The following is a 25,449-nucleotide window of genomic DNA, read 5'->3' as shown; positions in this document are numbered from 1 at the left end:
CCCGGCTCGCCGCGAGGAGGGGTTCTGCTCATGCGATCTCGATCGGGTCCGCTGCTCGCCGCCGTCTGCCTGATCGCGCTCGGGGGATGTGCGGGCCCCTCGACCGCCGCGTCCTCCGGCCCGTCCCCGTCCGGCGCGGTCGTGCCGTTCGACCGGTTCGTGGCCGACACCACAGACTCGACGTACGCCCAGTACGCGGGCAAGGCCGGCGTCCAGGTGAAGGACGAGGGCGCCTTCCGGGCGATGCGTACCTATGTCCTGTCCCGGTACGCCGACAGCCAGGTCCCGACCAGCTACGCGGACAACGGTGCAGTAGTCGACTGTGTGGTGAACGCCTCGGCCGCGGCCGGCGGGGCGGGCCGGTGTCCGGCGGGCAGCGTACCGGTGCGCAGGATCACGCTCACTGATCTCACCAGGTTCGCCACGGTCGAGGATTTCCTGGCCAAAGCCCCGGGCGGCGGTCAACTGCCGCCGGTGCCGTCCTCCTGACACCACGTTTGCCCGGGTCGCAGACCAACACAATTCAGGCGCCCTGACGGGTGACGAGCGAAGAGGTCCAGCTCCGATAGACTTCTGGACCATGAGCAGTGAACTTCTCCCCGGCATCACCTCACCGCAGGACCTGCGTGGTCTCAGCTACGAGGAGCTGGCCCTGCTCAGTACGGAGATCCGGGAGTTCCTGATCACCAAGGTCGCCAAGACCGGCGGCCACCTCGGCCCCAACCTGGGCGTCGTCGAGCTGACCCTGGCCATGCACCGGGTGTTCGACTCGCCGCGGGACCGGTTCGTCTTCGACACCGGGCACCAGTCGTACGTGCACAAGATGGTGACCGGCCGCCAGGACGGCTTCGACCGGCTCAAGCAGCGCGGCGGCCTGACCGGCTACCCGAGCCGGGCCGAGAGCGAGCACGACCTCGTCGAGAACTGCCACGCCTCCACCGCCCTGAGCTACGCCGACGGCCTGGCCAAGGCGAACGCCCTGCTGGGTGAGGACCGCCACGTCGTGGCCGTCGTCGGCGACGGCGCCCTGACCGGCGGCATGTGCTGGGAGGCGCTGAACAACATCGCGGCCACCAAGAACCCGTTGATCATCGTGGTCAACGACAACGGCCGTTCGTACGCGCCGACGATCGGCGGCCTCGCCGACCACCTGGCCACCCTGCGGCTGAACCCGGGTTACGAGAAGGTGCTCGACCTGGTCAAGGATGCGCTGGAGCGTACGCCGCTGGTCGGCCGGCCGCTCTACGAGGCGCTGCACGCGGTCAAGAAGGGCATCAAGGACGCGGTCGCCCCGCAGGCGATGTTCGAGGACCTCGGGATCAAGTACGTCGGCCCGGTCGACGGCCACGACCAGGCGGCCGTGGAGAGCGCGCTGGAGCGGGCCAAGCGGTTCAACGGCCCGGTCATCGTGCACGCGGTGACCCGCAAGGGCTACGGCTACCAGCCGGCCCTGGACGACGAGGCCGACAACTTCCACGCGCCGGGCGCGTTCGACCCGCTGACCGGCAAGTCGCTGGCCGCGCCCAGCCTGAAGTGGACCCACGTCTTCGGCGAGGAACTGGTGCAGATCGCCACCGAGCGGCCGGACGTGGTCGGCATCACCGCCGCCATGCCCGAGTCGACCGGCATCGACCGGCTCGCCGCCAAGTACCCGGAGCGGGCGTACGACGTCGGCATCGCCGAGCAGCACGCGACGACGTCGGCGGCCGGCCTCGCCCTCGCCGGCCTGCACCCCGTCGTGGCCGTCTACGCGACCTTCCTCAACCGCGCGTTCGACCAGGTCCTGCTCGACGTGGCGCTGCACAAGCTGCCGGTGACGTTCGTGCTGGACCGGGCCGGCATCACCGGTCCGGACGGGCCCAGCCACTACGGCATCTGGGACATGTCGATCTTCGGTGTCGTGCCCGGCCTGCGGGTCGCCGCGCCGCGCGACGCCGCCACCCTCCGCGAGGAACTGCGCGAGGCGATCGCGGTCACCGACGGCCCGACCATCGTGCGCTTCCCGACCGGTTCGGTCCCGGCCGCCCTGCCCGCGCTGCGCCGCCAGGGCACGGTCGACATCCTGCTGGCGGACGAGAGCAAAGACGTCCTGCTCGTCGCCGTCGGCTCCTTCGCGCACACCGCGATGGCCGTCGCCGCCCTCCTCAAGGAGCAGGGCGTCGGGGTCACCGTCGTCGACCCGCGCTGGGTCCGGCCCGCGCCGACCGAGCTCGTCTCGCTGGCTGCGGCGTACCGGCTGGTCGTGACGGTGGAGGACGGCGTACGCAACGGCGGTGTCGGGGACGCCGTCAGCAAGCTGCTGCGCGACCACGAGGTCGACGTGCCGGTCCGCGACCTCGGCGTCGACGCCCGCTGGATCGAGCACGGCACGCGCAACGAGATCCTCGCCGACCTGGGCCTGACCGCGCCGGAGATCGCCGGCAAGGTGTCGGGCTGGCTGAGCCGGATCACCGCGCCGACCGCCTGACAACCGGGCCGACGAGCCGGAGCGTCGAGTTGCCGTGGTCCTCATTGATCTAGGCGAGCCGAGCCGCTTCGAGCCCGGCCCGCCGCCCGGCCCGCGGATGGACAGCCTGCTGTCGCGCTCCCGCCGCCTGCTCGCCGGTGCGGCTGCGACGATCGCGGCGGCCGGCTTCCTCGCCGGTTCGCCCCCGACCGCGTACGCGCGCCCGCACCTGAACGTGATCGGCCGGATGACCGGGCCGCTGGCGCCCGTGATCGGCGACCTCGTGATCAACACCGACCAGGAGCGCGGCCGCCTGGTCGCGTACGCGCTGGACGGGCGGGGCGTCGTCTGGACCGTCGACGGCGTCGGCGCGCCGAACGGCCTCTACGAGCAGGGCGACGGCCGGCTGATCGCGATCCTCTACCCGGGGATCACCGAGGACGTACCCGGATCGGGAGCGAAGGCCTCGGTGGCGGCCATCGACCTCGCGACCGGCCGGGTGCTCTGGCGGCAGTTCGGCTTCGCGCTGACCAGCGGTGAGGTTCCGATCATGCTGCTGTCGGGGACGGTGAGCGATCCCGACGCCCCGGCGAAGCTCTCCGGGCTGTCGACGTCCGACGGGCGGATCCTGTGGACGCGTACGGTGGCGGCGCACACGCAGATCACGGCGGAGACGACCGACGCCGGTCCGGTCCGCCGAGCCGTCCTGCTCGGCGCGGACGGCACGGTCGGATCGCTGCGGCTCGCGGACGGCGCGATCGAGCCGATGGGCCGGGCGGTCACCGGAGCGGCGCTGTTCGCCTGGCGCGACCTGCTCGTGCTGCGGGAGACCAGTGCCGAGGGGCTGATCGACCTGGCCGCGTACAGCCTGTCGCGCAGGAAGATCATCTGGCGGATCCCCGGCGATCACGCGCTGTGGCCGTGCGACGGGGTGATCTGCCAGTCCGACTCGGGCACGTTCGCCAGGCTCGACCCGGCCACCGGCGCGATCATCTCCACCCAGACCGAGCAGCCGCCCGAGCCCGTCGCCGGCCTCGACGGCCTCGATCTCACCGGCTGGGAGGCGATCGGCGCGTACCGGGACGGGCAGCTGCTGCGCCTCGACCCCTCGTACTCGGCCGACCACCAGGCCTGGCTCGGTTACGCGCCGTACACGCCGGACGGGCGCGCGTACGCGCTGCGTCCGCTGATGCCCCTCGGCGGCCGGGCCAACTACTGCGACCTGACGCAGCGGTGGCTCTACTGCGACGGTTCGGTCATCGTCGACGCGGTCTCGGTCCGGCTGAGCGACCTCGACCGCCTCATCGGCGGCTGACCGGCGGCCGGCTGATCGGCGGCGGTATCACCAGTTCGCCTGCTCCGGGGCGGCCGGCAGCGGGTGCCCGGGCGGCGTGATCACGTACGCCACGCCGCGCGACCCCCGCAGCCAGGCCCGCTCGAACTCGGCCCGGCCGACCGGTTTGCGTACGTCGGTGTTGCCGGTGGAGGCCGGATCGTTGAGCACGGGCCGGCCGTCCTCGGCGAAGCCGGCCAGGACCACCAGGTGCCCTCTCGTGCTGTAGTCCAGCCCCGGAACCTCGCCCTTCTCGAAGGACGCCGACAGGATCAGCGGTACGCCCGCCGCGATGAACCGGGCCGCCTCGTCCAGCGACCGCAGCCGGGTCACGAAGCCGTCGAGCCCGTAGCGGCCGGCGTACGCGACGTTGAAAGGCCAGTTGCCGCAACCGTTGTACGCGTGGTCGAACGTCCCCCGGGCGGCGTGGCAGACGAACGGGTCCGGGTACGCGGGGTCGACCCAGGCGTACTCGGCGGGCTCGGGCAGGCGGCCCCAGAAGTCCATGACCATGGTGGTCGACGTCGGGCTGCACCAGGACTCGCCGCCGTCGTCGTACTCGGGATATTCTCCCTTGTGGATGTTCTGCGAGTACGCCGGGACGTCCAGCACGATCCCGATCGGCCCGGCCGGCTCGACGGCGGGACAGGGCGCGTCCGGCCCCGGCAGCCGCGACGCCATCACGGCGGCGCTGCGCAGCACGGGCCCGGCCGTCGAACCCGCCGGCCGGTGCAGGGTGATCCGCAGCTCGCACGAGACCCACTCGCGGCCGGGAGCGGCGGCGAAGACGTCGGCGTTGACGCGGCCGTCCGCGTCGGCCTGCCCGGCGACCGTCGTACGCCGGACATGTTCGTCGGTCGCCGCCCAGCGCCCCAGCGCGTACCACCGGGTGGTGGTCCCGGCGGTGGTGGTGCCGCGCGTCTCGACCTCGATCCAGCTCGGGCCGGGCGTCGTGGCCGTCCAGGAGGCGACGATCTCGGTGGCCGGGAAGTCGAGGGCGACCTCGGTCAGCCAGCTGGCGGTGTCGTGGCCGGGCGGCAGGGTGAAGCCCGGTGTCCAGCGACGCAGGACGATGTCTCGCGGGGCCGCGGGGTCGGCGGCGGGAGGCACAATGGCCTCGGGAAGTACACTGCGGTCCTTCATCGGTGTCTCTTCGTCGGGGGCTCGTGGCGCGGGGATCCGGCGCAAGGGATCTCCAGCCTGGCGGACGTCGAGGTGCGGCGCAACAGGGCCGGGGTGGAGATCACCGTGAAGCGGGGCCGAGAAGCGGGGCCGACCAGGGGGAGGATCGATGCGAGTGCTCGTGATCGAGGACGAGCGCCATCTCGCCGACGCCATCGCGCGCGGCCTGCGCCGCCACGGCATGGCGGTGGACGTCGCCTACGACGGCGACGCGGGGCACGAGGCCGCCTTCGTCACCCGCTACGACGTGGTCGTGCTCGACCGCGACCTGCCCGGGGTGCACGGCGACCAGATCTGCGCCGACCTCGCCAACTCCGGCACCCTGACCCGCGTGCTCATGCTCACCGCCAGCGGCACGGTCGCCGACCGGGTCGAGGGGCTCGGCCTCGGCGCCGACGACTATCTGCCCAAACCGTTCGACTTCACCGAGCTGGTGGCGCGCGTCCAGGCGCTCGGGCGGCGGGCCACGCCGGTCACGCCGCCCGTGCTGCGGGTCGCGGACGTCACGCTCGACCCGGCCAAGCGGGTCGCGACCCGGGCTGGTCTCGTGCTCGACCTCACCAACAAGGAGTTCGGCCTGCTGGAGGAGCTGATGCGGGCGGACGGCGCGGTCGTGTCCACAGAGGAACTTCTGGACCGGGTGTGGGACGCCAACGCGGACCCGTTCACCACGATCGTCCGGGTCACGATGCGTACGCTGCGCCGCAAACTGGGGGACCCGCCGCTGATCGAGACGCTGGTCGGCGCCGGATACCGGATCGTGCCGTGCTGAGCCGGATCCTGCGGCCCACCCTCCGGCTGCGGCTCACCCTGCTGAACGGCCTGCTGCTCATCGGCGCCGGCGCGCTGCTGCTGACGATCGCGTACCTGCTGCTGAGCGACGCCCTGCGACCGGCCGAGCAGCTGCGTACGGAGTCGGTCGTCGTGCTGGCCGACGGCCGGCAGATGCCCGTCGTGGACTGGGAGAACCAGCTCCGCCACGCGATCGGCGTCGAACTCATCGAGAAAGGCCTGCTGGTGGTGCTCGCCATCAGCGTGGTCGGCGTCGCGGGCGCGTACGCGGTGGCCGGCCGCGCGCTGCGCCCCCTGCAGCAGGTCACGGCGACCGCCCGGCACCTCGGCGGCCAGACCCTCGACCAGCGCATCAACTACTCCGGAGCCGACGACGAGGTGGCCGAACTGGCCGAGACCTTCGACGCGATGCTGGACCGGCTCAAGTCCTCCTTCGAATCCCAGCGCCGCTTCGTCGCCAACGCCTCGCACGAACTGCGTACGCCGCTGGCGGTCATGAAGACCGAGATCGACGTGACACTGTCGGACTCGGAGGCCGACAAGGCGGAACTGCGCCGCATGGGCACCGTCGTGCGGGACGCCTCCGAACGCGCCAACGCCCTCGTCGACGCGCTGCTGGTCCTCGCACGCTCCGAAGCCCGGCCCGCCTTCGCCAAACACCAGCCGGTCGACCTGGCCAACGGCGTACCGCAGGCGCTCGACGCGATGGCCAAGGAGATCCGCCGCCTCGACCTCGACGTCGAACTGAAACTGGCCCCGGCCCCGGTCGTCGGCGACCCCAGCCTGCTCGACCGGCTCGCCGGCAACCTGATCGAGAACGCCTGCCGCTACAACCACCGCGACGGCCGCATCTGGGTCCGGACGAGCACCTACGACGGGATGTCCCGCCTCGTCGTCGGCAACACCGGCTTCGAGGTGGACGCCAAGGACGTCGACGGCCTCTTCGAACCGTTCCGGCGGGGCGGCCGGGAGCGTACCGGCGCCCGCGGCTCCGGCCTCGGCCTGTCGATCGTCCGCGCGGTCTGCACCGCACACGGCGGCACCGTCGCGGCGATCGCCCTGCCCGGCGGAGGCCTCGAAGTGACGGTCGCTGTTCCCGGCGGCGCGGAGCCGCTACCATCTGGCGCGTGACGGCCTTGATTCGGCATATCACCGTGGATTGCGCCGACCCGTACGCGCTCGCCGGATTCTGGAGCGAGGTCACGGGCTACCCGCGGCACCCCGAAGGGGAGCCGGGCGGGGAAGCGGCGTTGCTCGTGGCCCCGGACGGAGAAGGGCCGGGCATCCTCTTCGTCCGGGTGCCGGAGGGCAAAGGTGCCAAGAACCGCCTGCATCTCGACCTCCAGCCGACCGACTGCCGGCGCGACGAGCAGATCGAGCAGCTGCTCAAGCTCGGCGCGACGCTGATCGCCGACCACCGCAACGCGGACGGCACGGGATGGGCGGTCCTGGCGGACATCGAGGGGAACGAGTTCTGCGTGGAACGGTCGCTGTCCGAGCGCGCCTGACTCCTTGTCGCAGTACGCGTCCTCGCCGCTCATTCCGTGCTGTGTGCGGCCACTTCGGCTCTGCTGCGCAGGATGCAGAATTCGTTGCCCTCCGGATCGGCGAGCACGACCCAGCCGGTCCCGTCCGGATTGCGCCGGTCGTCGACGGTGGTCGCGCCCAGTTCGATCAGCCGGGCCAGCTCGTCGTCACGGGAGCCCTCGGCCGGGCGTAGATCGAAGTGGATCCGGTTCTTGAGCTGCTTCGCCTCGGGCACCTCGATGAACAGGAGGCGATGCGTACCGTCGGGGGAGATGATCAAGCACTCCTCGTGGCCCGGTTCGTTCGGATCGTTCGGGTCCTCGGCGTAGTCCAGGACGTCGCCCCACCAGCGCGACAAGGCGTACGCGTCGGAACAGTCCACGGACGTATGGGAGATGAACGCGACCATCGCGGCAGAATACCCGGATGCGCCTTTCGACCGCGGTGCGCCGACTCCGCAGCATCGCCGAACGCGCCCAGCAGGTCAGCCCTTTCGCGAGCGTGCCGGCCCTGCTCAGCGTCTACGCCTTCGGTCCGGTACTGGAGTCCCCTGCCGATCTCGACTACGTACAGGTTGCTTGCGTGGTCGACCTGCCGTTGGCGGACGTCATCTGGGGCACGAGTCCGCCATGGGCAGCCAGCCTCGCTCACCTGCTGGAGATGGACAAGGCGCCCGTTGAGCGGCATTGGCGGCCGACGGAGTGGCCGGTTTCCAACCACGCCATTCGCCGCCCGTTGCGTTTATGGTCGGCGAGCGAGGGGATCGACGTGTCTTCCATGGATGCACTGAGTACCGGCCGTGTTGAGTCGCTACGCCTGCCCGAACCTCATCCGGCCGTCCTTCGCGAACAGCTCGCGGCGGAACTGGCGGCGAGTCTCACCCATGTGCGGCAGGTCGAGGAACTCTACTGGGAGGCCGACTGGCGGCGGGGACACCGAGGTGACGGCTTCCACCCGGAAGATCACCTCTGGCGGGCCGTCCACGGCTACCTCGACCTTCTAGCGGCCGTCCATGGCTGATTCAGGCGATCTGGCAAAGGTCGGTGCCGCCATCGAAGATGATACGTAGCCGCGCCGAGCGCCGGAGGGTAGCGGCTGAGGGCGCGACCTCGGTGACGTCGAGGTCGCCATCCTACATCTGGCTGACGCCCTCATTCGTAGTGGTAACGGCACGAGATGATCGTGATTTCGTCCGGCTGGACCGCGTACACCAGGCGGTGTTCGTCGTCGATGCGGCGTGATCGCAGCCCGGCGAGGTTGTTGCGCAGAATCTCGGGCTTGCCGATTCCCTGCCCGTCCGGGTCCCGTTTGATGTCCGCGATCAACGTGTTGATCCGCTTCAGCGTCTTTCGATCCTGCGTCTGCCAGTACAGGTAGTCGTCCCAGGCATGGTCGGTCCAGCTCAGCTTCACTGATCGAGGTCCAGATCCCGCTCCGTGGTGTGGCCGGTCCGCCACTGCTCGATGCTCTCCGCGAGGCGCTTGGCATTGGCGGGGGACCGCAGCAGGTAATTGGTCTCTACGATCGCGTCCCAGTCTTCCTTGCTGACCAGTACGACATTGCCACGCTTCGAGACGATCTCAATGGGTGTGTGGTCCTCATTGACGCGTTCGATCAACGGGAACAGTGTCTTGCGTGCTTCGCTGGCGCTGATCGCCGCCGTCATGGTGGACCTCCTGCGACTTGTACCAGATATGGTACAAGCTGGCTTGGTCATCGTCCACCGCTCGTCGCGCAGCGAGATGGAAAGCGTTGGCCCACGCCTCGGTGCGGGCCCGTTCCGTGGCGAGGGCCGCGCTGTTTCGGTCGTCCAGCTCCGCGCGGATGTCGTCCCAGTCGTGGAACTCGGTCATCAGCCGACCAGGGAGTTGATGAAGTCTGTGCTTTCGGAGAAGATCAGCTCCGCGTCGTTGTCCAGCGTCGCCACGTGGTAGCTGTCGGCCAGGACGATCTCCCGCTTCGCCGCCGACCCGACGTGGCTCAGGACGAAGGCACTCGACGCCGCCGGCACCACGTGGTCCTCCGCCGACCGCAGCAACAGCAGCGGCTGCGTGACCTTCCCGAGGTCTTCGCGTACGAGCCGCTGGAACGATCGTAGGGAGAGAGCTGCCTTCAAAGGCGTCCGGTCGTACGCGCCTTCGGTCACGTCCGGCTTCTTGATGTCGTTGCCGATGGCCGGCAGGTTCGAGAGGACTCGACCGATCACCGGCAGCAGGAGATTGTCGCGGGGCGGCAGGAGCACGGACGGGTTGACCACCACGACGCCGGAGATCGCCGGACCGTTCTCCTCGGCGAGGCGCAGGGCGAGGGTGCCGCCCATCGACAACCCGACGACGAAGACCTGCGAGCAGGTCTCGCGCAACGAGGCGAAGGCCGCGGTGACGGCGGAAAACCAGTGTTCCCAGGTGGTCCGGTTCGCGTCCGTCCAGTGTGTACCGTGGCCGGGCAGGAGCGGGAGGCGTACGGACCAGTTCTGGGCGGCCAGGTGCTCGGCCCAGGGGCGCATGCTGACCGGCGAACCCGTGAAGCCGTGGCAGACCAGGACACCGACCCCGGACGAGCCGTCGAACGCGTACGCCTCATGCGACATGGCGACATCCTGCCACTCGGAGCGGAAAAGAAAAGGGGGCCGCACGAAAGGCGGCCCCCGGAAAAGCGGTGCTTCAGGGGAGCGTCGCCACGCCGGGAGCGGCGAAACGCTTGCCCGTGACCTTCTCGGAGACGCCGGTCCGGTCCAGGTACGGCGTGATGCCGCCCAGGTAGAACGGCCAGCCGCCGCCGAGGATGAGGCACAGGTCGATGTCCGCGGAGTCGGCCACCACGCCCTCGTCGAGCATGATCCGGATCTCCTCGGCCAGCGCGGCGAGCGCGCGCTCGCGTACCTCCTCGGCCGTCAGCGGGCTCTGGCCGCCCTGCAGCAGCGCGACCACCTCGGGGTTCGGGGCCTCGTCCACGATGAGCGGCAGGCCCGCGGCCACGATCTTCGCCAGGCTCGGCGAGGCCGTGAACCGGTCCGGGTACGCCTGGTGCAGCGTGTTGCCCACGTGCGCCGCGACGGCCGGGCCGACCAGCTGGAGGAGTTCGAGCGGGCGCATCGGCAGGCCCAGCGGGTCGAGCGCGGTGTTGGCCACGTCGAGCGGCGTACCGAGGTCGATCGCCGAGTAGATCTCGCCGAAGAAGCGGGTGAGGATGCGGTTGAAGACGAAGGCGGGCGCGTCCTTGACCAGTACGCACGACTTCTTCAGCTGCTTGCCCACCGCGAACGCGGTCGCGAGGGTCGCGTCGTTCGTCTTCTCGGCCCGCACGATCTCCAGCAGCGGCATGAGCGCCACCGGGTTGAAGAAGTGGAAGCCGACGATCCGCTCGGGGTGCTTCAGCTCGGCACCCATCGCGGAGACCGACAGCGACGAGGTGTTCGTCGCGAGGACGCACTCCGGCGAGACGATCTCCTCGATCTCGGCCCAGACCTTCTGCTTGACCGACAGCTCCTCGAAGACCGCCTCGATGACGAAGTCGGCGTCGGCGAAGGTGCTCTTGTCGACCGTGCCGGTGACGAGCGTACGCAGCTTGTCGGCCTGCAGCCGGGACATCCGGCCCTTGCCGACGGCCTTGGCGATCTCGGCGTGCACGTACGCGACGCCCTTGTCCACGCGGGCCTGGTCGAGGTCGGTCATGACCACCGGGACCTCCAGCCGCTTCGCGAACAGCAGGGCGAGCTGCGAGGCCATGAGACCGGCGCCGACGACGCCGACCTTGGTGACGTCGCGGGCGTAGCCCTTGTCCGGCGCGCCGGCCGGGCGCTTGGCCCGCCGCTGCACGAGGTCGAAGGAGTAGATGCCGGCCCGCAGCTCCTGCGACATGATCAGGTCGGCGAGGGCGTCCCGCTCGGCGGCGAGGCCTTCCTCGGTGACGCCGTTCTTGGCCAGCTGCAACAGGTCCAGGGCCCGCGTGGCGGCCTTGGACGCGCCGTGGATCTTCTTGTCCAGCTCCATGCGGGCGAAGCCGACGACCGCGTCCCACATCTCGCTGCGGTCGACCTCGGGCCGTTCCACCGTGACGGTTCCGTTCACCACGCCGGCGGCCCAGGCGAGCGAGGACTCCAGGAAGTCGGCCGCCTCGAAGAGCGCGTCGGCGATGCCGAGCTCGATGACGTTCTTCGGCTTGAGCTGCTTGTTCATCATGAGCGGGTTCTGCACGACGACCTGCGCGGCGGGGATGACCCCGACGAGGTTCGGCAGGAGCTGCGTACCGCCCCAGCCGGGGACCAGGCCCAGGCTCACCTCGGGCAGCGAGACCGCGGCCGCGCCCGCCGACACCGTCCGGTAGTGGCAGTGCAGGGCGAGCTCGACGCCGCCGCCCATGGCCGCCCCGTTGACGAAGGCGAACGTGGGGACGGCCGACTCGCGCAGCTTCGCGTACACGGAATGGCCGAGGTTCGCGATCTCCAGAGCCTGCTCACGCGTGGTGACGTAGCCGATGCCCATGAGGTCGGCGCCGACGCAGAAGATGTACGGCTTGCCGGTGACGGCGATGAACGCCGGATCGGCCGCGAGCGCCGCGTCGATGGCCGACGACAGGGCGGCGAGGCCGCCGGGACCCATCGTGTTGGGCTTGGTGTGGTCGAACCCGTTGTCCAGCGTGATGACGGCCGCCGGCTTGTCGAGCCCGGGTACCGCCGTGAGGCGAAGCTTCGCCTGCGTCACGGTCTCAGCAGGGAAGGTCACTTCGCTTCTCCGTTCCAATGTGCCGGCTGCTTGGCCTGCGACCAACGAGGGTTCTCCCAGATGACCGTCCCGCCCATGCCGATGCCGATGCACATGGCGGTCAGGCCGTAGCGGACCTCGGGCTGCTCGGCGAACTGCCGGGCCAGCTGCGTCATCAGGCGTACGCCGGACGAAGCGAGCGGGTGGCCGATCGCGATCGCGCCGCCCCACTGGTTCACGCGGGGGTCGTCGTCCTTGATGCCGAAGTGGTCGAGGAAGGCCAGCACCTGGACGGCGAACGCCTCGTTCAGCTCGAACAGGCCGATGTCGTCGATGGTGAGCCCGGCGACCTTGAGCGCCTTCTCGGTCGACGGGATCGGGCCGACGCCCATGACCTCGGGCTCGACGCCGACGAAACCGAAGCTGACGAGCTTCATCGCGACGGGCAGGCCCAGTTCCTCGGCGGCCTCGGCGGACGCGAGGATGGCCGCGGTGGCGCCGTCGTTCAGGCCGGCCGAGTTGCCCGCCGACACCCTCCCGTGTGGACGGAACGGCGTCTTCAGCGTGGCCAGCTTGGCCAGGCTCGTGCTGCGGGGCGCCTCGTCGACGGTGGACAGGCCCCAGGCGCCGTCCGCGTCGCGTACGGCCATGGGGACGAGGTCGGGCTGCAGCTTGCCGGCGGCGTACGCGGCGGCGGTCTTCTCCTGCGAGCGCAGGCCGAACCGGTCGGTACGCTCCTTGGTCACCTCGGGCAGCCGGTCGTGCAGGTTCTCCGCGGTGGAGCCCATGACCAGCGCCGACGGGTCGACCAGCTTCTCGGCGAGGATGCGGGGGTTCGGGTCGACGCCCTCGCCCATCGGGTGGCGGCCCATGTGCTCGACGCCGCCGGCGATCGCGATGTCGATGGCGCCCATGGCGATGCTGCCCGCGACGGTCGTCACGGCGGTCATCGCGCCGGCGCACATGCGGTCGATCGAGTAGCCCGGAGTGGTCTTCGGCAGGCCCGACAGCAGGGCGGCGGTGCGGCCCAGGGTCAGGCCCTGGTCGCCGATCTGCGTCGTGGCGGCGATCGCCACCTCCTCGACGCGCTCGGGCGGCAGCTGCGGGTTGCGCTTCAGCAGTTCACGAATGCAGCGGATGACGAGATCGTCGGCGCGGGTCTGGGCGTACACACCCCCGGCCTTGCCGAAGGGAGTGCGGACGCCGTCGACGAAGACGACATCGCGGACGTTGCGGGGCACAGCGCCTCCTTGGAGTGGTGGGACTTCTCGGATGTTACCCGTGAGTAAGTACCGACCGGTAGATACCCGCCCCCGGGTGTGAGGAATCCGCGTTACTCCACGGGCGGCGCGGGCTCCGCGGCCGGCGGCGGCGCCGCGGCGGGAGCCGGCTCGGCCAGCGCCTTCGCGAGGTCGTCGGCGAGCAGTTCGCGCTGCCAGAGGCGGGCGCCGTAGGACGCGAGCAGCTCGCCGACCTCGCTCAGGTCGGCCGGCGGCTCCCAGGCCAGCCGGCGGACGAACTCGGGGGTGATGAGGTTCTCCGGCGGCATGTTCACCTCGGCCGCCAGACGGGTCACCAGCTCCCGGGCCCGCGCCAGCCGCGCCGCGGCCACCGGGTCGCGTTCCGCCCAGCGGTGCGGCGGGGGCGGCCCGTCGTACGGCGGCGTGGTCGGCAGCGCCGAATCCGGCAGAGAACGTGCCTCGGACAGCGCTTCCAGCCAGGTCGCCGCCAGCCGCCGGGTCGATCGGCCGCCGAACCCCGGCAGCACCAGCAGCTCGCGCTCCGTCTTCGGGTCCATCTCCGCGGCGGCCACGATCGAGGCGTCCGGCAGTACGCGTCCCGGAGCCGTGTCCCGCCGCTGCGCGATGAGATCCCGGGCGTACCAGAGCGCGCGTACGCGAGCCTGGGCCCGCTGGCCGCGGACGCGGTGCATGCCGGAGGTCCGCCGCCACGGGTCCGTACGCTGTTTCGGCGGCTGCGCGCCGGTCGCGACCAGTGCGGCGAACTCCTGGGCGGCCCATTCGGTCTTGCCCTGGTCGGCGAGTTCCTGGGCGAGCGCGTCCCGCAGTTCGACGAGCAGCTCGACGTCCAGCGCGGCGTAGCTCAGCCAGGAGTCCGGCAGCGGCCTCGTCGACCAGTCCGCCGCTGAATGGTGCTTCTCCAGCGCGTACCCGAGAAGGTTCTCGGTGAGGGCCGCGAGCCCGACGCGTTCGAAACCGGCCAGGCGCGCGGCGAGCTCGGTGTCGAAGAGCTTGCGCGGGCGCAGGCCGAGCTCGGCCAGGCAGGCGAGGTCCTGGCTGGCGGCGTGCAGGACCCACTCGGTGCTCGCGAGCGCCTCGTCGAGGGTGGCGAGGTCGGCGAGCGGCACGGGGTCGATGAGCACGGTGCCGGCGCCCTGCCGGCGCAGCTGCACCAGGTACGCGCGCTGGCTGTAGCGGTAGCCGGAGGCGCGCTCGGCGTCGACGGCCACCGGCCCCGAGCCGTGCGCGAAGCGCTCCACGGCGGCCGCGAGCCCGGCGGGCGTCGCCACCGGGTCGGGCGTCCCCTCGGCGGGGGAGGTCAGCAGGACGGGCGCGGGACCCGCGTCGGGCGCGGTGTCCTCCGTCGAGGGCTCGCCACCGCGGGAGCGGGTCCGACGTCGCGTCACCATCTCGTCGTCGGTCACGTGAACAACCTACGGGTTCGCCGTGATCCGCCGGGAGCGCGTGGGCGGCGCGGCGGCGGGACGAGTTGTGAGGATCACTCGGATAGGTCCGATCTGTCGGTGGGGCGCGAGGCTGCGGACGGCCGGTTCCACCCGCGTTCCGGTGATCTTAGTCCTGTGGACTCAATGTCTGCCGGGTAGCGCCGTGACACCTTCCGGGGGCAGCCCCGCGGTGGAGGCCAGCATCGCGCACCAGGCCCTCATGTGATCTTCGAGACCGCCCTGCGGGCTCCAGGACGCGCGGATCTCCAGATCCGCGTCGGCACCGTCGGCGGCCAGGTCGCCGAATCGGGTCGAGATCGTCTGAGTGACCGTCCCGCCGATCGCCAGATAGCCCTTTCCGGTGTACGTGTCGAGCGCGTCGACCAGCCACGACCAGCCGACCTGGGGGAGCAGCGGGTCGGTGGCGAGCTCCGGTTCGAGGTCGGCGGTGACGTAGGTGACCAGGCGGGTCGTCCCCTGCCAGGCCTCGTGGCCGGCGGGGTCGTGCAGGAGGATGAGGCGTCCGGTGGCGACCTCGTCGCCGTCGCGCAGGACGGTGGCGCCGAGGGCGAAGGCGAAGGGTGCGAGCCGGGCGGGCGCGCCGATTTCCTCGATCGAGATCTCCCGCCGTGCCTCCGTGGCCCGCAGCGCCTCCACCCCCCGACTGAAGACTTCCGGGGGAGTGCGCAGCGTGGTCGGCATAGCGCAACCCTAGGTCCCTTCGCATCCCGCGTCGCGCTTCGGCACGCCGTTACTCAGTAGTTGGGCCGTGACCTGCGGACCTTCTTTCGGCCCCGCGCGTCGCCACTCTCTGTTCTGCTGGCACGATGGTGAGAATGACCAGCGTTGCCGTTCCCGCTGACTCCGTATTCGTCCGGGCCTGCCGAGGTGAGACGGTCGAACACACGCCCGTCTGGTTCATGCGCCAGGCCGGCCGTTCGCTGCCGGAATACCGAGAGTTGCGAGCCCAGGCCGGACTGTCGATGTTGGAGGCGTGCCGGACCCCCGAGCTCGTCCGCGAGATCACCCTCCAGCCCGTCCGCCGGCACAACGTGGATGCCGCGATCCTCTACAGCGACATCGTCGTCCCGGTCGCCGCGGCCGGCGTGGACCTCGACATCGTCCCCGGCACCGGTCCGGTCGTGGCGCAGCCGATCCAGGCGATGGCCGACCTCGCCCGGGTGGGCGAGCTCGAACCCGCTCAGGTCTCCTTTGTGGACGACGCGATCCGGCTGCTGCTGACCGAGCTCGGCGACACGCCCCTGATCGGCTTCGCGGGCGCCCCGTTCACCCTGGCGAGCTACCTCATCGAGGGCGGCCCGTCCAAGAGCCACGCCCGGACCAAGGCGCTCATGCACGGCGATCCGCAGCTGTGGCACGCGCTCGCCGCCCGGCTGGCCGAGATCACGCTCACCTTCCTGCGCGTACAGGTCGAGGCGGGGGTCAGCGCGGTCCAGCTGTTCGACTCGTGGGCCGGCGCGCTCAGCGAGGCCGACTACCGGACCTTCGTCCTGCCGCATTCCGCGCACGTCCTGCAGGGTCTGGCCGGCACCGGCGTGCCCCGGATCCACTTCGGCGTGGGCACCGGCCACCTGCTCCCGGCGATGGCCGAGGCGGGCGCGGACGTCGTCGGCGTCGACTGGCGTACGCCGCTGGACGAGGCGAGCCGGCTGATCGGCGTACGCCCGGACCTGGTGCTGCCGCGGGCGGCCACCGGCGAGCCGCTGCCGGAGCCCCGGTCGCGGGCGGTCCAGGGCAACCTGGATCCGGCGCTGCTGCTGGCCCCGTGGGACGTCATCGAACACGAGGTACGCCGGGTGCTGGCCGAGGGCGAGGCCGCCCCGGGACACGTCTTCAACCTGGGTCACGGGGTGCCGCCCGAGACCGACCCGGCGGTGCTGACCCGCATCGTCGAGCTGGTGCACAAGGTCAGCATGCGCTGATGGGCAGCGTCGTAGTCGTCGGCGGCGGGATCGCGGGGCTGACCGCCGCCCTGGATCTGGCCGAGGCGGGTCACCAGGTCACCGTGGTCGAGAGCACCGACCGGCTCGGCGGCAAGATCCAGACCGGCCCGGACGGCATCGAGACCGGACCCGAGCAGTTCCTCATGCGCGACGGCGCGACCGGCGGCCCGAGCGGTGTCGTGGCCCTCCTCGACCGGCTCGGCCTGCTCGACGACATCGTGCATCCGGCTACCGGCTCGGCCGGGCTCTGGGTCGACGGCACGCTACGGCCGCTACCCGGCGGGACCGTGATGGGCGTACCGGGGCCGGGCGCGGTGCTCGACGGGATCGCCGAGCTGTCCGCGGACGACGTGGACAAGGGCGTACCGGTGCTGCCGGCGGGCGACATCGCGGTCGGGGTACTGGTCCGGGAGCGGCTCGGCGGCGCGGTCGTCGAACATCTCGTCGACCCCCTCCTCGGCGGGGTGTACGCGGGCCGCGCCGACCTGCTCTCCCTCCAGGCCACGATTCCGGCCCTGCACGCCGAACTCCGTACGCGGACGACCCTGCGGGACGCGGTGGCGGCGACGGCGGCCGCGAGCCGGGCGCACGCCTCGACCGGCCTGGCCCCGGCATCCGCCCCGAAACCGGTGTTCGGCACCGTCGTGGGTGGACTGTCGCGGCTCGTCGACGCGCTCGCGGAGCGGCTGGCCTCGCTCGGCGTACAGGTGAAGACCGGGACCCCGGTACGCGACCTGAGCGAGTGGCCCGCGGACGCCCACGTGATCGCGGTCCCGGCGAAGCCGGCGGCCGCCCTGACCGGCCTGGCCGACCTGGCCGCCCTCCCGTACGCGAGCATCGGCCTCGCGACCCTGCGGCTGCCGCCGTTCGACCTGCCGGAGCTGAGCGGTTTCCTGGTGCCGGCCGACCAGGGGCTGACCATCAAGGCCGGCACGTTCTTCACTCGCAAGTGGACACATCTGGCGGCGGCGTTCCCGGGTGAGGTCGTGCTGCGCACCTCGATCGGCCGGTACGGCGACACGGAGGCCCTGCACCAGACCGACGCCACGCTGCTCGGCCGGGTGCTCGACGATCTGCGCACCATCCTCGGCGCCGTACCCGAGCCGACGGCCGGCCGGGTGACCCGATGGGGCGGGGCACTCCCGCAGTACGCCCCCGGCCACGTCGACCGCGTCGCCGCCGCCCGCGACGCCCTCGCGGACCGGCCGATCGCCCTCGCGGGGGCCGCCTTCGACGGCGTCGGCCTGCCCGTCTGCATCACCTCCGGCGCTCGTGCCGCCGCTCACCTGGGAGGATTCCTGCCGTGACCGATCAGTCCAACGCCGCGCGCCTGCGGCAACTCAACGACACCATCCGCTACACGATGTGGTCGGTCTTCCGGGCCGCCGCCCCGCTGCCGTCGCTGCGGGACGACATCACCGGCGAGGTCGAGGGCCTCTTCGAACGCCTCGCCGACAAGGACGTCACGATCCGCGGCACCTACGACGTCTCCGGTCTGCGGGCCGACGCCGACCTGATGATCTGGTGGCACTCCTCGTCCGCCGACGCGCTGCAGGACGCGTACGGGCTGCTGCGGCGTACCGCGCTCGGGCGCAGCCTCGCCCCGGTCTGGTCCCAGGCCGCCCTGCACCGCCCGGCCGAGTTCAACCGCAGCCACATCCCGGCCTTCCTGGCGGGGGAGGAGGCGCGCGCGTACATCTGCGTCTACCCGTTCGTCCGCTCCTACGAGTGGTACCTGCTGCCCGACGCGGAGCGCCGCGAGATGCTGGCCGAACACGGGCAGATGGCCCGCGGATACCCGGACGTCCGCGCCAACACGGTCGCGTCGTTCGCCCTGGGCGACTACGAGTGGATGCTCGCGTTCGAAGCCGACGAGCTCCACCGCATCGTCGACCTCATGCGCGACCTGCGCGCCTCCCGGGCCCGCCGGCACGTCCGCGAAGAGGTGCCCTTCTACACCGGCCGCCGCCGCGCCATCGCCGACATCATCAACACGCTCCCCTGATCTTCGGCTTCGCACGCGCCGCGTCGCTTCTTCTCCACTTCGGGAATACGCGACGCGGCGCGCTCCGATCGCGGGGCCGACTCGGATTCGGGGGTGTCGACGGCGCTAGCGCGCCATCGGGGTGTGCGGGATCCCGTCCTCCACATAGGATTCCCCGCTTGCGGTGAAGCCGAAGGTCTCGTAGAAGCCGACGAGGTGGGACTGGGCGTCCAGCACGGACGGCCGGTCTCCGATGATCTCCAGAGCCTTCCGCATGAGCTGCCCGCCGAGTCCGGTGCCGCGCGCCTGCTTCGCCGTCAGGACCCGGCCGATGCGTGCCTTCCCGTCCTGGTCCTCGAGGATGCGGAGGTAGCCGACGATCTCGCCGCCGTCCTGCGCGTACACGTGGACGGTTCCCGGTTCGGGGTCGCGCCCGTCGATTTCGGGGTACGCGCACTCCTGCTCGACCACGAACACGTCCACGCGGAGTTGGAGGATCCGGTAGAGGGTCACGGTGTCCAGCTCGGCGAACGTCTTCGAGATCAGCTCCATGCAGCCGAGGATAAGGGCTGGTATTCCGGTGGCGGTCCGGACCGGCGGATTCGCACAATCCCGGGATGGACGAACTCGCGTACCGGGTGCGGGACGTCGGCCCTGATCCGCGGGAGCGGGCGGCGCTGACCGCCGCACTGGTCTCCCTCGCCCCGCGGCAGTGGCCGATCCTCGCCGACCGGTTGCGGGCGGCCTGGCCGTGGCAGGTCGAGCCGGAGCTCACCGACGAGTTCCGGGCACTGATCGCGTCCGTGCTCGCCGACGGATTCGTGCGGGAGCGCGCCGTCGCGTACTTCGCCGGGCGGCCGTCCGCCCTGGGAGCCTGCGTGCTCGCGCTCCGCGCCGCGGACTGGGTCCACGCCGTACGCGAGCGCGCCCGGGCCGCGTACGCCGTGCTGCTCGGGGGGCCGGCGGAGATCTGGCTGCCGAGCGCCGACCTCGTCTTCGGGCTGGAACAGCGGCACGAGGGCCGGTGGTTGCCGCCCCGCGTCCGGGAGGCCCTGGCCGAGGTGCCGGTCGCCGCGTTGACGGCCGCCGGTCAGCGGTCGCGCCGCATCGCGTACGCGACGCGGATCGAACGTGGCCGGTTGAGCCGGGACGAGTTGCTCACCGCCGTCCGTGACCACCCCGACGGCCAGGTACGCGCGCTGGCCGTCGCCGCCGTCGAGCCCGCCGACCTGCTCGGCCTGGCCGTCAACCGCAGTGTCCACGTGCGACGGTCGGTGCTGGCGCGTACCGGTGACGTCGCACTCGCCACGGCCGCGCTGACCGATCGCAACTCCGGCGTACGCCAGACGGCCCAGACGATCCTCCGTGGAGCCGGCGAGGACCCGGCCGCACGGTACCGACGGCTGCTCGGGCCGGATCCGCGTACCGCCGTCCTTCGCGGGCTGGCCGAGACCGGGGGTGCCGCCGACGCGGGGCTGCTCGTCGCGTACCTGACGCATCGGCGCGCGGCCCTGCGGTCCGCCGCCGTCCGAGCGCTGCGGCAGTTGGATGCCGGCCGGGTCGACGACTTCCTGGCGTTGCTGACCGACTCCGAACCCGCGGTGGTGCGCCAGGCCACCCGGGCACTGCTCAGGCACGCGCCCGAGCTGTCCCCGGCACTTCTCCGCGATCTGCTGGGCGACCGGCGGCCGCCGCACGTACGCCTCGCCGGCTATCGCCTGGAAGCGGCCCGCGGCACGTGGCCGGCCCTGCTCGTCGCGTTGCGTACGGCCGATGATCCCGCGCTCGGGCCGAAGGCGCGACGGGATGTCGTCGACTGGCTGGACCGGTGGGCGGCCTCGGCCTACCTACCGGCCGGAAAGCCGGTGGAAGGCACGGCCGAACTCCTCGACGGCGCGGAGCGCTGGCTCGGACCGGAGCGGACGCGGCTGCTGCGCTTCCACGCCCGCCTCGGGAAGGCCGAGCCCCCGCCCGTGCGGGTCAGCTTTCGCAGCCGGAGTCTCCGGTGGATTCGTTGTATTTCACGACGGTCAGCGTGATGTGCGTGAGCAGGCCCGGCTTCTTGCCGGCCGTCTCGGACTGCCCGACGACGATCCAGTCCGCGGTCAGCAGCTGGAGCCGGTTCGCGCCGGACGCGTCCTTGGACCCGATGTTGAAGTAGGTCGCCTTGTGCAGCGCGTCGTACGCGTCCTGCAGGTTCTTGCAGACCACGTTGGGCATCACGCCGAGGCTGAACTTCTGGTCGCCCTTGCCGTCGGTCGGCTTGTGCACCTTGAGGGTGACCGGTGACTTGATCGCCACGGCACTGTCGGCCGGCGGGTCCTGCCCGTCGACGATCCAGTTGGCGGGGTCGACGATGAGGCGGCCGGCGCCGCTGCTGTCCTGGAGGTTCACCTTGAAGCCGAGCAGCGACAGCATCGACTGGGCGTCGGGCGCGCGGCGCTTGCTCAGGTCGGGCAGCAGCAGGTAGCCGGAGGGCAGCGGCGAGGGCGACGGGGACGGGCTCTGCGCCGGGGCCGACGGGCCGGTCGACATCTCCGAGGCCAGTGGTGTCGTCCGTGGATGCTTCTGCAGGTACGCGATCAGCGAACCCCCGCCGTACGCGACGCCCACGAGGACGACGAGCGCGATCAGGGTCACCAGTGGACGGCGCCGCACGATGCCAAGCATGCGGTACAGCATCCCCGATGAGGGGCGGTTCGGGCGACCCGGCGACTGTCCAGTTCTGGTACGACGCGGCGTGAGGCAGGTCACCGGTACGCGGCTGGCGCGCGACGGCCGGTCCGCGTAAGTTTCTGTACCGACCGGTCAGTTCAGTTTTCTGGGGAGCCGACATGAACACTGCGGAGGTTCAGGCTCCCGCGATCGCGGAAGACGCGGAGAACACGGGAACGGCTGAAGAGCCCGCGGCGCCCACCCCGGTCCTGGTGGCCCGCGGGCTCGGTCTTTCCGAGCCGGTGACCGTCTACCCCGGCGAGATCGTGGCGCTGGCCGGCCCGCCGAACAGCGGGCGTACGGCCGCGCTGCTCTCCCTCGCCGGCAACTACGCCCAGCCGCGCAGACCGCGCACCACCCCCAACCCCCGCGCCACACCCGACCCGCGTGCCGGCTCGGGCTGTCCGGCCGAGCCGGTTCGGATCACGGTTTCGCACGTGATCAAGGCCCAAGATTCGGGTGATCTCCCTGATCCAAACCGGATCAAGGGGGCGGACCCGGCAGGGGCGGGCCCGGGGGCGAGAGGGGTCGCGCTGGGGCTGGTGCGGAACGCGTACGAGCCTGAACCGATGCTGACCGGGCGGGATCATCTCGCCGAACGGCTCCGGCTGCTCCGGCCGCTGTTCCGCCGGACCCGTCGTGAGCTCGACGAACGCGCCGCCGCACTGCCGTTCGATCCGCGTACGCTCGCCCGGGACCTGAGTCCCCTGCAGCGGCACGAGCTGATGCTGCACGTCGCCCTGATCTCCGATCCCGGCGTGATCCTCATCGACGATCTCGATCTCGGCCTCACCCCCGCCGAGCAGGCCACGCTGATCGAGGAGATCAGCGCCGCCGGCCGGGCCGCCGTGGTGACCATGCGCGAAGGGAACTGACCCCCATGCTTGTCGACCTGCGCCGGTTCCTGCGGCACCGGCTGACGCGGGCGGCGCTGTGCGTACTCGCCGTCGTGCCGCTGCTCTACGGTGCCGTGTACCTCGCGGCCTTCTGGGATCCCTACAACCATCTGAACAAGATCCCGGTCGCGCTGGTCCTCGCCGACCAGGACGCCGCCGCGAGCGACGGCTCGACCGTCCACGCCGGACGCGATCTCGCGGACAAGCTGATCGACCGGCAGGTCTTCGGCTGGGTCCCGACCTCGGCCGCCCAGGCGGAGGCCGGTCTGCGCAGCGGCGCGTACCACCTGGTGTTCACGATCCCGGCGGACTTCTCGAAGGACCTCGCGGCCGACCCCGATCCCGCGCACGCGGCCGAGCAGGCCCAGCTGACCGTGGAGAGCGACGACGCCACGAACTACCTGTCGGGACTGCTCGCGCGCAGCGCCTTCGCCGAGATCCGGGCGGCCGCCGCGAGCAGCGCGTCGGCCACCTTCTTCGACCGGATGCTGGTCGGCTTCACCGATCTGAAGGGCCAGACCGCGCAGGCCGCCGACGGGGCGGGTCAGCTGGCCGACGGGGCCGGGCAGGCGCGTACCGGGGCGGGAAAGCTTGCCAATGGCGCCGATCAGGCCCAGTCCGGGGCGGCCACCCTCGCGAACGGGCTGAACGGCGCGAACTCGGGCGCCCGGGATCTCGCCGCCGGTCTGTCCACTCTGGAGGCCGGGTCGGCGCAGCTCGCGGACGGAACCGCCCAGGCCGCAGCCGGTGGGCGGCAGCTCGCCGGGGCCGTGGACAAGGCCGTCGACGCGGTCGAGCCGACGCTGCGCGAGCACGCCGACGACATCGCCCGGGCCGCGACGGTCATCGCCGACGGGGCCGACACGATCGCCGACCACCTCGGCGAGCTGCCGGCGCTGGCCGATCGGGCGGTCGCGCGTACACAAGAGGTGGAAGCGCAGCTCAAGGCCCAGAATCTGGACACGGCCGCGGCGCATGAGGCGGTGGTGGCAGCGGTGCAGCTCCGCGCGCAGCTGCAGGATCTGGACAAGATCGTCGCCACGCTGCGCGCCGTGGCGACGCAGGCGCGCGCCGTCGCGCAGGCCGCGCCTCACCTCGCAGACCAGGTCGCCCAGGCCCGTGACCAGGTGGATCAGCTCGCCGCCGGCCTCGACTCGCTCGCCGCCGGAGCCCAGAGACTTTCCGACGGTACGCGCAGCGCGGCGACCGGAGCCCGGCAACTGGCCGGCGGCGTCTACCGGCTCGCGTCCGGCGCCCGCCAACTGGACAGCGGCCTGAGCAGCCTGTCCACCGGTACGCGCAGCCTCGCGACCGGCCTCGCCACGCTGACCGACGGCGCGCAGCGACTCGCCGACGGGCTGGCCGACGGCGCGGAGAAGATCCCCGGCTACGACCCGGACGACCGCGCGGCCCGGGCGGGCGTGCTCGGCAACCCCGTCGACCTGCAACGCTCGGTACGCCACGCGGCCGCCACGTACGGCGTCGGCTTCGCGCCCTACTTCATCGCGCTGGCGCTGTGGGTCGGGGCGATGCTCGCGTACATGCTGCTCAAGCCGTTGAACCGGCGGCACGTGCTGGCCGGCGGCCGATCCTGGCGGGTGGCGCTGGCCGGATACCTGCCGGCGGCCGCGGTCGGCACCGCCCAGGCCGTGATCCTCTACCTCGTCCTGCGGTACGCCCTCGGTCTCGTCCCGATCTCCCCGGCGGGCACGGTCGCGATGCTGATCCTGACCGCGCTCGCGTTCACGGCGATCGTGCAACTGCTCGGCGCCGCCCTCGGCACGCCCGGCCGCCTGGTCGCGCTGGCCCTGCTCATGCTGCAGCTGACCTCGTCGGGCGGCACCTATCCGGTGCAGACGTCGCCGGGCTTCTTCCAGGCGCTGCACCCGTGGCTGCCGATGACCTACGTGATCGCTGCCCTGCGCCGGCTGACCGTCGGCGGCTCGGCGGACGTGGTCTGGACGGCCGTCGCCGTGCTCGCCTGCTTCGCCCTCGGCGCCTTCGCACTGACCACGCTGTCCGCCCGGCGCGCCCGCCGGCTCCGCCCGGCCGACCTGCACCCTATCCTGACCATGTGACCGAATCCGACGGGCGTACGCGCCGCCGCGACGCGACCCGCCGGAAGATCTTCGAAGCCGCCGTCGCCCTCATCGCGGAGCAGGGCTTCTCCGGCACCACGGTCGACGAGATCGCCGACCGGGCCGGCGTCGCCAAGGGCACGGTCTTCTACAACTTCGCCTCGAAGACCGCACTCTACGAGGAGCTTCTGCGCTACGGCGTCGGGCTGCTCGCCGCCGAATCCCGGTCGGCCATCGAAGGACTGCCGCCCCGCGAGGCGATCGCCGCCCTGATCGGCGCCCAGCTGTCCTACATCCAGCGCTACCGGGCCTTCGCCCAGCTGCTGCTGGCGGAGATGTGGCGTACCAACCGCGAATGGCAGCAGACCATCCTCCTCGTACGCGAACAGGCCATCAGCGTCATCGTCGAAGTCCTCGAAGCAGGCGTGGCGTCCGGGGAGTTCCCGCCCGAACTCGATCCCCGCATCTCGGCGTCGGCACTGTTCGGGGCCGGGCTGGTGGTGGCACTCGACTGGCTGCTGTTCTCGCCGGAACGCCCGGTCGAGGAAGTCCAGGCCGGACTGCTCGCGGTCCTGCGTACCCGCCCCAGCCTCTGAGGCGTCACATTCAAGATCTTTTTGGGTTCATTTTGTCCCGGGTTCGTCGATCTCACTTCCGCTCCTCCCGCGGGAGACCGTTACGCCCCTATCGCTGCGCTCCGGGGACTCCACTGCCAGCACAGTGGGGCGAAGCATCGTTCACCGTCGTCCGGTCACCGTTTACCCCGAACCCCCGTCCGGACTTTGTCGTGACTGTCCGACTTGTGGGCGGTCGCAGTGGGCTGGATCTTGACGGATGTCGGGAAAGAAACATCATTCTGGCCGGTTTGACGTTGCTTTCTAGACATCCGTCAAGATCCACATTTACGAAGCCGTTCAGGGGTGCTGCGGGTCGCTGAAGCGTGGCCGTGCCCGGCCTTTGTCGTGACTGTCCGAAATGGTGGTTGGGTGGGTCGGCTTGCTGGTGATTGTTCGCGGCTGGGATGTAGTTTTCGGGGCTGTTCTCTTGATCCATTGCGGCTGGTATGTCGATTCGGGCTGGTTTTCTACATCCGCCCGCTGTGGATCTTGGGTGCGGGGTGCGTTTTTACATCTCGGCCGCTGT

Annotated in this window: 25 protein-coding genes; 14 read left to right on the top strand and 11 right to left on the bottom strand. The window is 71.3% G+C overall.

The genetic code is table 11. The features are described 5' to 3' along the window. The first annotated feature begins 30 nt into the window (after positions 1 to 30). The 3 genes from G401_RS0136350 to G401_RS0136340 all read left to right on the top strand — a co-directional run bounded on the left by G401_RS0136350 (position 31) and on the right by G401_RS0136340 (position 3,761). Positions 31 to 489 carry a hypothetical protein gene (locus tag G401_RS0136350; protein ID WP_027346353.1) on the top strand — a complete coding sequence of 153 codons (459 nt, stop codon included), beginning with the start codon at positions 31 to 33 and terminating at the stop codon, positions 487 to 489. Between the two features lie 91 nt (positions 490 to 580). Beyond that, positions 581 to 2,467 (top strand): 1-deoxy-D-xylulose-5-phosphate synthase, encoded by a 1,887-nt coding sequence (gene dxs / locus G401_RS50900; RefSeq protein WP_034594171.1) that lies wholly within the window; start codon positions 581 to 583, stop codon positions 2,465 to 2,467. A gap of 34 nt (positions 2,468 to 2,501) precedes the next feature. Beyond that, on the top strand, positions 2,502 to 3,761 hold the full coding sequence (locus G401_RS0136340; RefSeq protein ID WP_157546722.1) for an outer membrane protein assembly factor BamB family protein: 1,260 nt from the start codon (positions 2,502 to 2,504) through the stop codon (positions 3,759 to 3,761). A 27-nt stretch (positions 3,762 to 3,788) separates the two neighbouring features. Here the strand turns inward: G401_RS0136340 and G401_RS50895 are convergent, their stop codons facing one another. Next, positions 3,789 to 4,922 (bottom strand): C39 family peptidase, encoded by a 1,134-nt coding sequence (locus G401_RS50895; protein ID WP_084558013.1) that lies wholly within the window; start codon positions 4,920 to 4,922, stop codon positions 3,789 to 3,791. Between the two features lie 148 nt (positions 4,923 to 5,070). Between G401_RS50895 and G401_RS0136330 the strand changes: the two genes are divergently transcribed. Genes G401_RS0136330 through G401_RS0136320 form a run of 3 tightly spaced genes read left to right on the top strand, consistent with a single transcriptional unit; the run spans position 5,071 to position 7,261 of the window. Then, complete coding sequence (locus tag G401_RS0136330; protein WP_027346351.1) at positions 5,071 to 5,733, top strand: response regulator transcription factor; 663 nt, start codon at positions 5,071 to 5,073, stop codon at positions 5,731 to 5,733. Then, the gene (locus G401_RS0136325) at positions 5,727 to 6,884 is read left to right on the top strand and encodes a sensor histidine kinase (RefSeq protein WP_034594169.1); all 1,158 of its coding nucleotides are present in this window, start codon (positions 5,727 to 5,729) and stop codon (positions 6,882 to 6,884) included. The genes G401_RS0136330 and G401_RS0136325 overlap by 7 nt, the downstream gene beginning before the upstream one ends. Then, on the top strand, positions 6,881 to 7,261 hold the full coding sequence (locus G401_RS0136320; protein ID WP_027346349.1) for a VOC family protein: 381 nt from the start codon (positions 6,881 to 6,883) through the stop codon (positions 7,259 to 7,261). Before G401_RS0136325 ends, G401_RS0136320 begins: the two co-directional genes overlap by 4 nt. 29 nt (positions 7,262 to 7,290) lie before the next feature. On the opposite strand, the gene G401_RS0136315 is transcribed toward G401_RS0136320, so the two are convergent. After that, complete coding sequence (locus G401_RS0136315) at positions 7,291 to 7,689, bottom strand: VOC family protein (RefSeq protein WP_027346348.1); 399 nt, start codon at positions 7,687 to 7,689, stop codon at positions 7,291 to 7,293. 17 nt (positions 7,690 to 7,706) lie between these two features. On the opposite strand from G401_RS0136315, the gene G401_RS0136310 reads away from it, so the two are divergent. After that, on the top strand, positions 7,707 to 8,300 hold the full coding sequence (locus G401_RS0136310; RefSeq protein ID WP_027346347.1) for a DUF7711 family protein: 594 nt from the start codon (positions 7,707 to 7,709) through the stop codon (positions 8,298 to 8,300). A 131-nt stretch (positions 8,301 to 8,431) separates the two neighbouring features. Here G401_RS0136310 and G401_RS0136305 read toward each other — a convergent pair whose 3' ends face one another. From G401_RS0136305 to G401_RS0136275, 7 genes are all read right to left on the bottom strand, one after another. Next, positions 8,432 to 8,692, bottom strand: a complete 261-nt coding sequence (locus G401_RS0136305) for a Txe/YoeB family addiction module toxin (protein ID WP_027346346.1) — start codon at positions 8,690 to 8,692, stop codon at positions 8,432 to 8,434. Continuing rightward, positions 8,689 to 8,946 (bottom strand): type II toxin-antitoxin system Phd/YefM family antitoxin, encoded by a 258-nt coding sequence (locus G401_RS0136300; protein WP_027346345.1) that lies wholly within the window; start codon positions 8,944 to 8,946, stop codon positions 8,689 to 8,691. Before G401_RS0136300 ends, G401_RS0136305 begins: the two co-directional genes overlap by 4 nt. A 186-nt stretch (positions 8,947 to 9,132) precedes the next feature. Beyond that, entirely contained in the window at positions 9,133 to 9,870 is a 738-nt protein-coding gene (locus G401_RS0136295; RefSeq protein WP_027346344.1) for an alpha/beta hydrolase, read from the bottom strand. A gap of 73 nt (positions 9,871 to 9,943) precedes the next feature. After that, the gene (locus G401_RS0136290) at positions 9,944 to 12,004 is read right to left on the bottom strand and encodes a 3-hydroxyacyl-CoA dehydrogenase NAD-binding domain-containing protein (protein ID WP_034594167.1); all 2,061 of its coding nucleotides are present in this window, start codon (positions 12,002 to 12,004) and stop codon (positions 9,944 to 9,946) included. Further along, on the bottom strand, positions 12,001 to 13,224 hold the full coding sequence (locus G401_RS0136285) for a thiolase family protein (RefSeq protein WP_027346342.1): 1,224 nt from the start codon (positions 13,222 to 13,224) through the stop codon (positions 12,001 to 12,003). The genes G401_RS0136290 and G401_RS0136285 overlap by 4 nt, the downstream gene beginning before the upstream one ends. Before the next feature lie 92 nt (positions 13,225 to 13,316). Continuing rightward, positions 13,317 to 14,633: an HRDC domain-containing protein gene (locus tag G401_RS50890; RefSeq protein WP_157546723.1), complete on the bottom strand. Its 1,317-nt coding sequence runs from the start codon at positions 14,631 to 14,633 to the stop codon at positions 13,317 to 13,319. 177 nt (positions 14,634 to 14,810) lie between these two features. Next, positions 14,811 to 15,371 carry a DUF3000 domain-containing protein gene (locus G401_RS0136275; protein WP_034594165.1) on the bottom strand — a complete coding sequence of 187 codons (561 nt, stop codon included), beginning with the start codon at positions 15,369 to 15,371 and terminating at the stop codon, positions 14,811 to 14,813. Between the two features lie 134 nt (positions 15,372 to 15,505). Between G401_RS0136275 and hemE the strand changes: the two genes are divergently transcribed. Genes hemE through hemQ form a run of 3 tightly spaced genes read left to right on the top strand, consistent with a single transcriptional unit; the run spans position 15,506 to position 18,638 of the window. Beyond that, positions 15,506 to 16,612 carry a uroporphyrinogen decarboxylase gene (gene hemE / locus G401_RS0136270; RefSeq protein ID WP_245602022.1) on the top strand — a complete coding sequence of 369 codons (1,107 nt, stop codon included), beginning with the start codon at positions 15,506 to 15,508 and terminating at the stop codon, positions 16,610 to 16,612. Continuing rightward, positions 16,612 to 17,940, top strand: coding sequence for a protoporphyrinogen oxidase (gene hemG, locus G401_RS0136265; RefSeq protein WP_027346339.1), 1,329 nt, complete (start codon positions 16,612 to 16,614; stop codon positions 17,938 to 17,940). The genes hemE and hemG overlap by 1 nt, the downstream gene beginning before the upstream one ends. Continuing rightward, positions 17,937 to 18,638: a hydrogen peroxide-dependent heme synthase gene (gene hemQ, locus G401_RS0136260; protein ID WP_027346338.1), complete on the top strand. Its 702-nt coding sequence runs from the start codon at positions 17,937 to 17,939 to the stop codon at positions 18,636 to 18,638. Before hemG ends, hemQ begins: the two co-directional genes overlap by 4 nt. A gap of 105 nt (positions 18,639 to 18,743) precedes the next feature. Here the strand turns inward: hemQ and G401_RS0136255 are convergent, their stop codons facing one another. Next, complete coding sequence (locus tag G401_RS0136255) at positions 18,744 to 19,169, bottom strand: GNAT family N-acetyltransferase (protein WP_027346337.1); 426 nt, start codon at positions 19,167 to 19,169, stop codon at positions 18,744 to 18,746. A gap of 65 nt (positions 19,170 to 19,234) precedes the next feature. On the opposite strand from G401_RS0136255, the gene G401_RS53790 reads away from it, so the two are divergent. Beyond that, positions 19,235 to 20,656, top strand: a complete 1,422-nt coding sequence (locus G401_RS53790; RefSeq protein ID WP_051367733.1) for a hypothetical protein — start codon at positions 19,235 to 19,237, stop codon at positions 20,654 to 20,656. Here the strand turns inward: G401_RS53790 and G401_RS55290 are convergent. Continuing rightward, positions 20,598 to 21,287: a PASTA domain-containing protein gene (locus G401_RS55290; RefSeq protein WP_157546721.1), complete on the bottom strand. Its 690-nt coding sequence runs from the start codon at positions 21,285 to 21,287 to the stop codon at positions 20,598 to 20,600. The genes G401_RS53790 and G401_RS55290 overlap by 59 nt on opposite strands. A gap of 164 nt (positions 21,288 to 21,451) precedes the next feature. Between G401_RS55290 and G401_RS53780 the strand changes: the two genes are divergently transcribed. The 3 genes from G401_RS53780 to G401_RS0136230 are packed head-to-tail and all read left to right on the top strand — an operon-like array spanning position 21,452 to position 24,902. Then, a complete protein-coding gene (locus G401_RS53780) occupies positions 21,452 to 22,207 on the top strand; it encodes an ABC transporter ATP-binding protein (RefSeq protein WP_027346336.1) in 756 nt (251 codons plus the stop codon). Positions 22,208 to 22,212: 5 nt separating this feature from the next. Continuing rightward, on the top strand, positions 22,213 to 24,306 hold the full coding sequence (locus G401_RS0136235) for a YhgE/Pip domain-containing protein (RefSeq protein WP_034594162.1): 2,094 nt from the start codon (positions 22,213 to 22,215) through the stop codon (positions 24,304 to 24,306). Continuing rightward, complete coding sequence (locus tag G401_RS0136230; protein WP_027346334.1) at positions 24,303 to 24,902, top strand: TetR/AcrR family transcriptional regulator; 600 nt, start codon at positions 24,303 to 24,305, stop codon at positions 24,900 to 24,902. Before G401_RS0136235 ends, G401_RS0136230 begins: the two co-directional genes overlap by 4 nt. Positions 24,903 to 25,449: the final 547 nt, after the last annotated feature.

Origin of the sequence: Hamadaea tsunoensis DSM 44101, from assembly GCF_000428945.1 — a bacterium.
Taxonomy (GTDB): Bacteria; Actinomycetota; Actinomycetes; order Mycobacteriales; family Micromonosporaceae; genus Hamadaea; species Hamadaea tsunoensis.
The sequence above is the reverse complement of the archived record's forward strand: the minus strand, read 5'-3'. Positions and strand labels throughout refer to the sequence as shown.

Coding starts and splice junctions, on each gene's coding strand:
- G401_RS0136350 (WP_027346353.1), top strand. CDS start 31: ATGCGATCTCGATCGGGTCCGCTGCTCGCCGCCGTCTGCCTGATCGCG.
- dxs (WP_034594171.1), top strand. CDS start 581: ATGAGCAGTGAACTTCTCCCCGGCATCACCTCACCGCAGGACCTGCGT.
- G401_RS50895 (WP_084558013.1), bottom strand. CDS start 4,922: ATGAAGGACCGCAGTGTACTTCCCGAGGCCATTGTGCCTCCCGCCGCC.
- G401_RS0136330 (WP_027346351.1), top strand. CDS start 5,071: ATGCGAGTGCTCGTGATCGAGGACGAGCGCCATCTCGCCGACGCCATC.
- G401_RS0136315 (WP_027346348.1), bottom strand. CDS start 7,689: ATGGTCGCGTTCATCTCCCATACGTCCGTGGACTGTTCCGACGCGTAC.
- G401_RS0136310 (WP_027346347.1), top strand. CDS start 7,707: ATGCGCCTTTCGACCGCGGTGCGCCGACTCCGCAGCATCGCCGAACGC.
- G401_RS0136300 (WP_027346345.1), bottom strand. CDS start 8,946: ATGACGGCGGCGATCAGCGCCAGCGAAGCACGCAAGACACTGTTCCCG.
- G401_RS0136295 (WP_027346344.1), bottom strand. CDS start 9,870: ATGTCGCATGAGGCGTACGCGTTCGACGGCTCGTCCGGGGTCGGTGTC.
- G401_RS50890 (WP_157546723.1), bottom strand. CDS start 14,633: ATGGTGACGCGACGTCGGACCCGCTCCCGCGGTGGCGAGCCCTCGACG.
- G401_RS0136275 (WP_034594165.1), bottom strand. CDS start 15,371: ATGCCGACCACGCTGCGCACTCCCCCGGAAGTCTTCAGTCGGGGGGTG.
- hemE (WP_245602022.1), top strand. CDS start 15,506: ATGACCAGCGTTGCCGTTCCCGCTGACTCCGTATTCGTCCGGGCCTGC.
- hemG (WP_027346339.1), top strand. CDS start 16,612: ATGGGCAGCGTCGTAGTCGTCGGCGGCGGGATCGCGGGGCTGACCGCC.
- G401_RS0136255 (WP_027346337.1), bottom strand. CDS start 19,169: ATGGAGCTGATCTCGAAGACGTTCGCCGAGCTGGACACCGTGACCCTC.
- G401_RS53790 (WP_051367733.1), top strand. CDS start 19,235: ATGGACGAACTCGCGTACCGGGTGCGGGACGTCGGCCCTGATCCGCGG.
- G401_RS55290 (WP_157546721.1), bottom strand. CDS start 21,287: ATGCTTGGCATCGTGCGGCGCCGTCCACTGGTGACCCTGATCGCGCTC.
- G401_RS53780 (WP_027346336.1), top strand. CDS start 21,452: ATGAACACTGCGGAGGTTCAGGCTCCCGCGATCGCGGAAGACGCGGAG.
- G401_RS0136235 (WP_034594162.1), top strand. CDS start 22,213: ATGCTTGTCGACCTGCGCCGGTTCCTGCGGCACCGGCTGACGCGGGCG.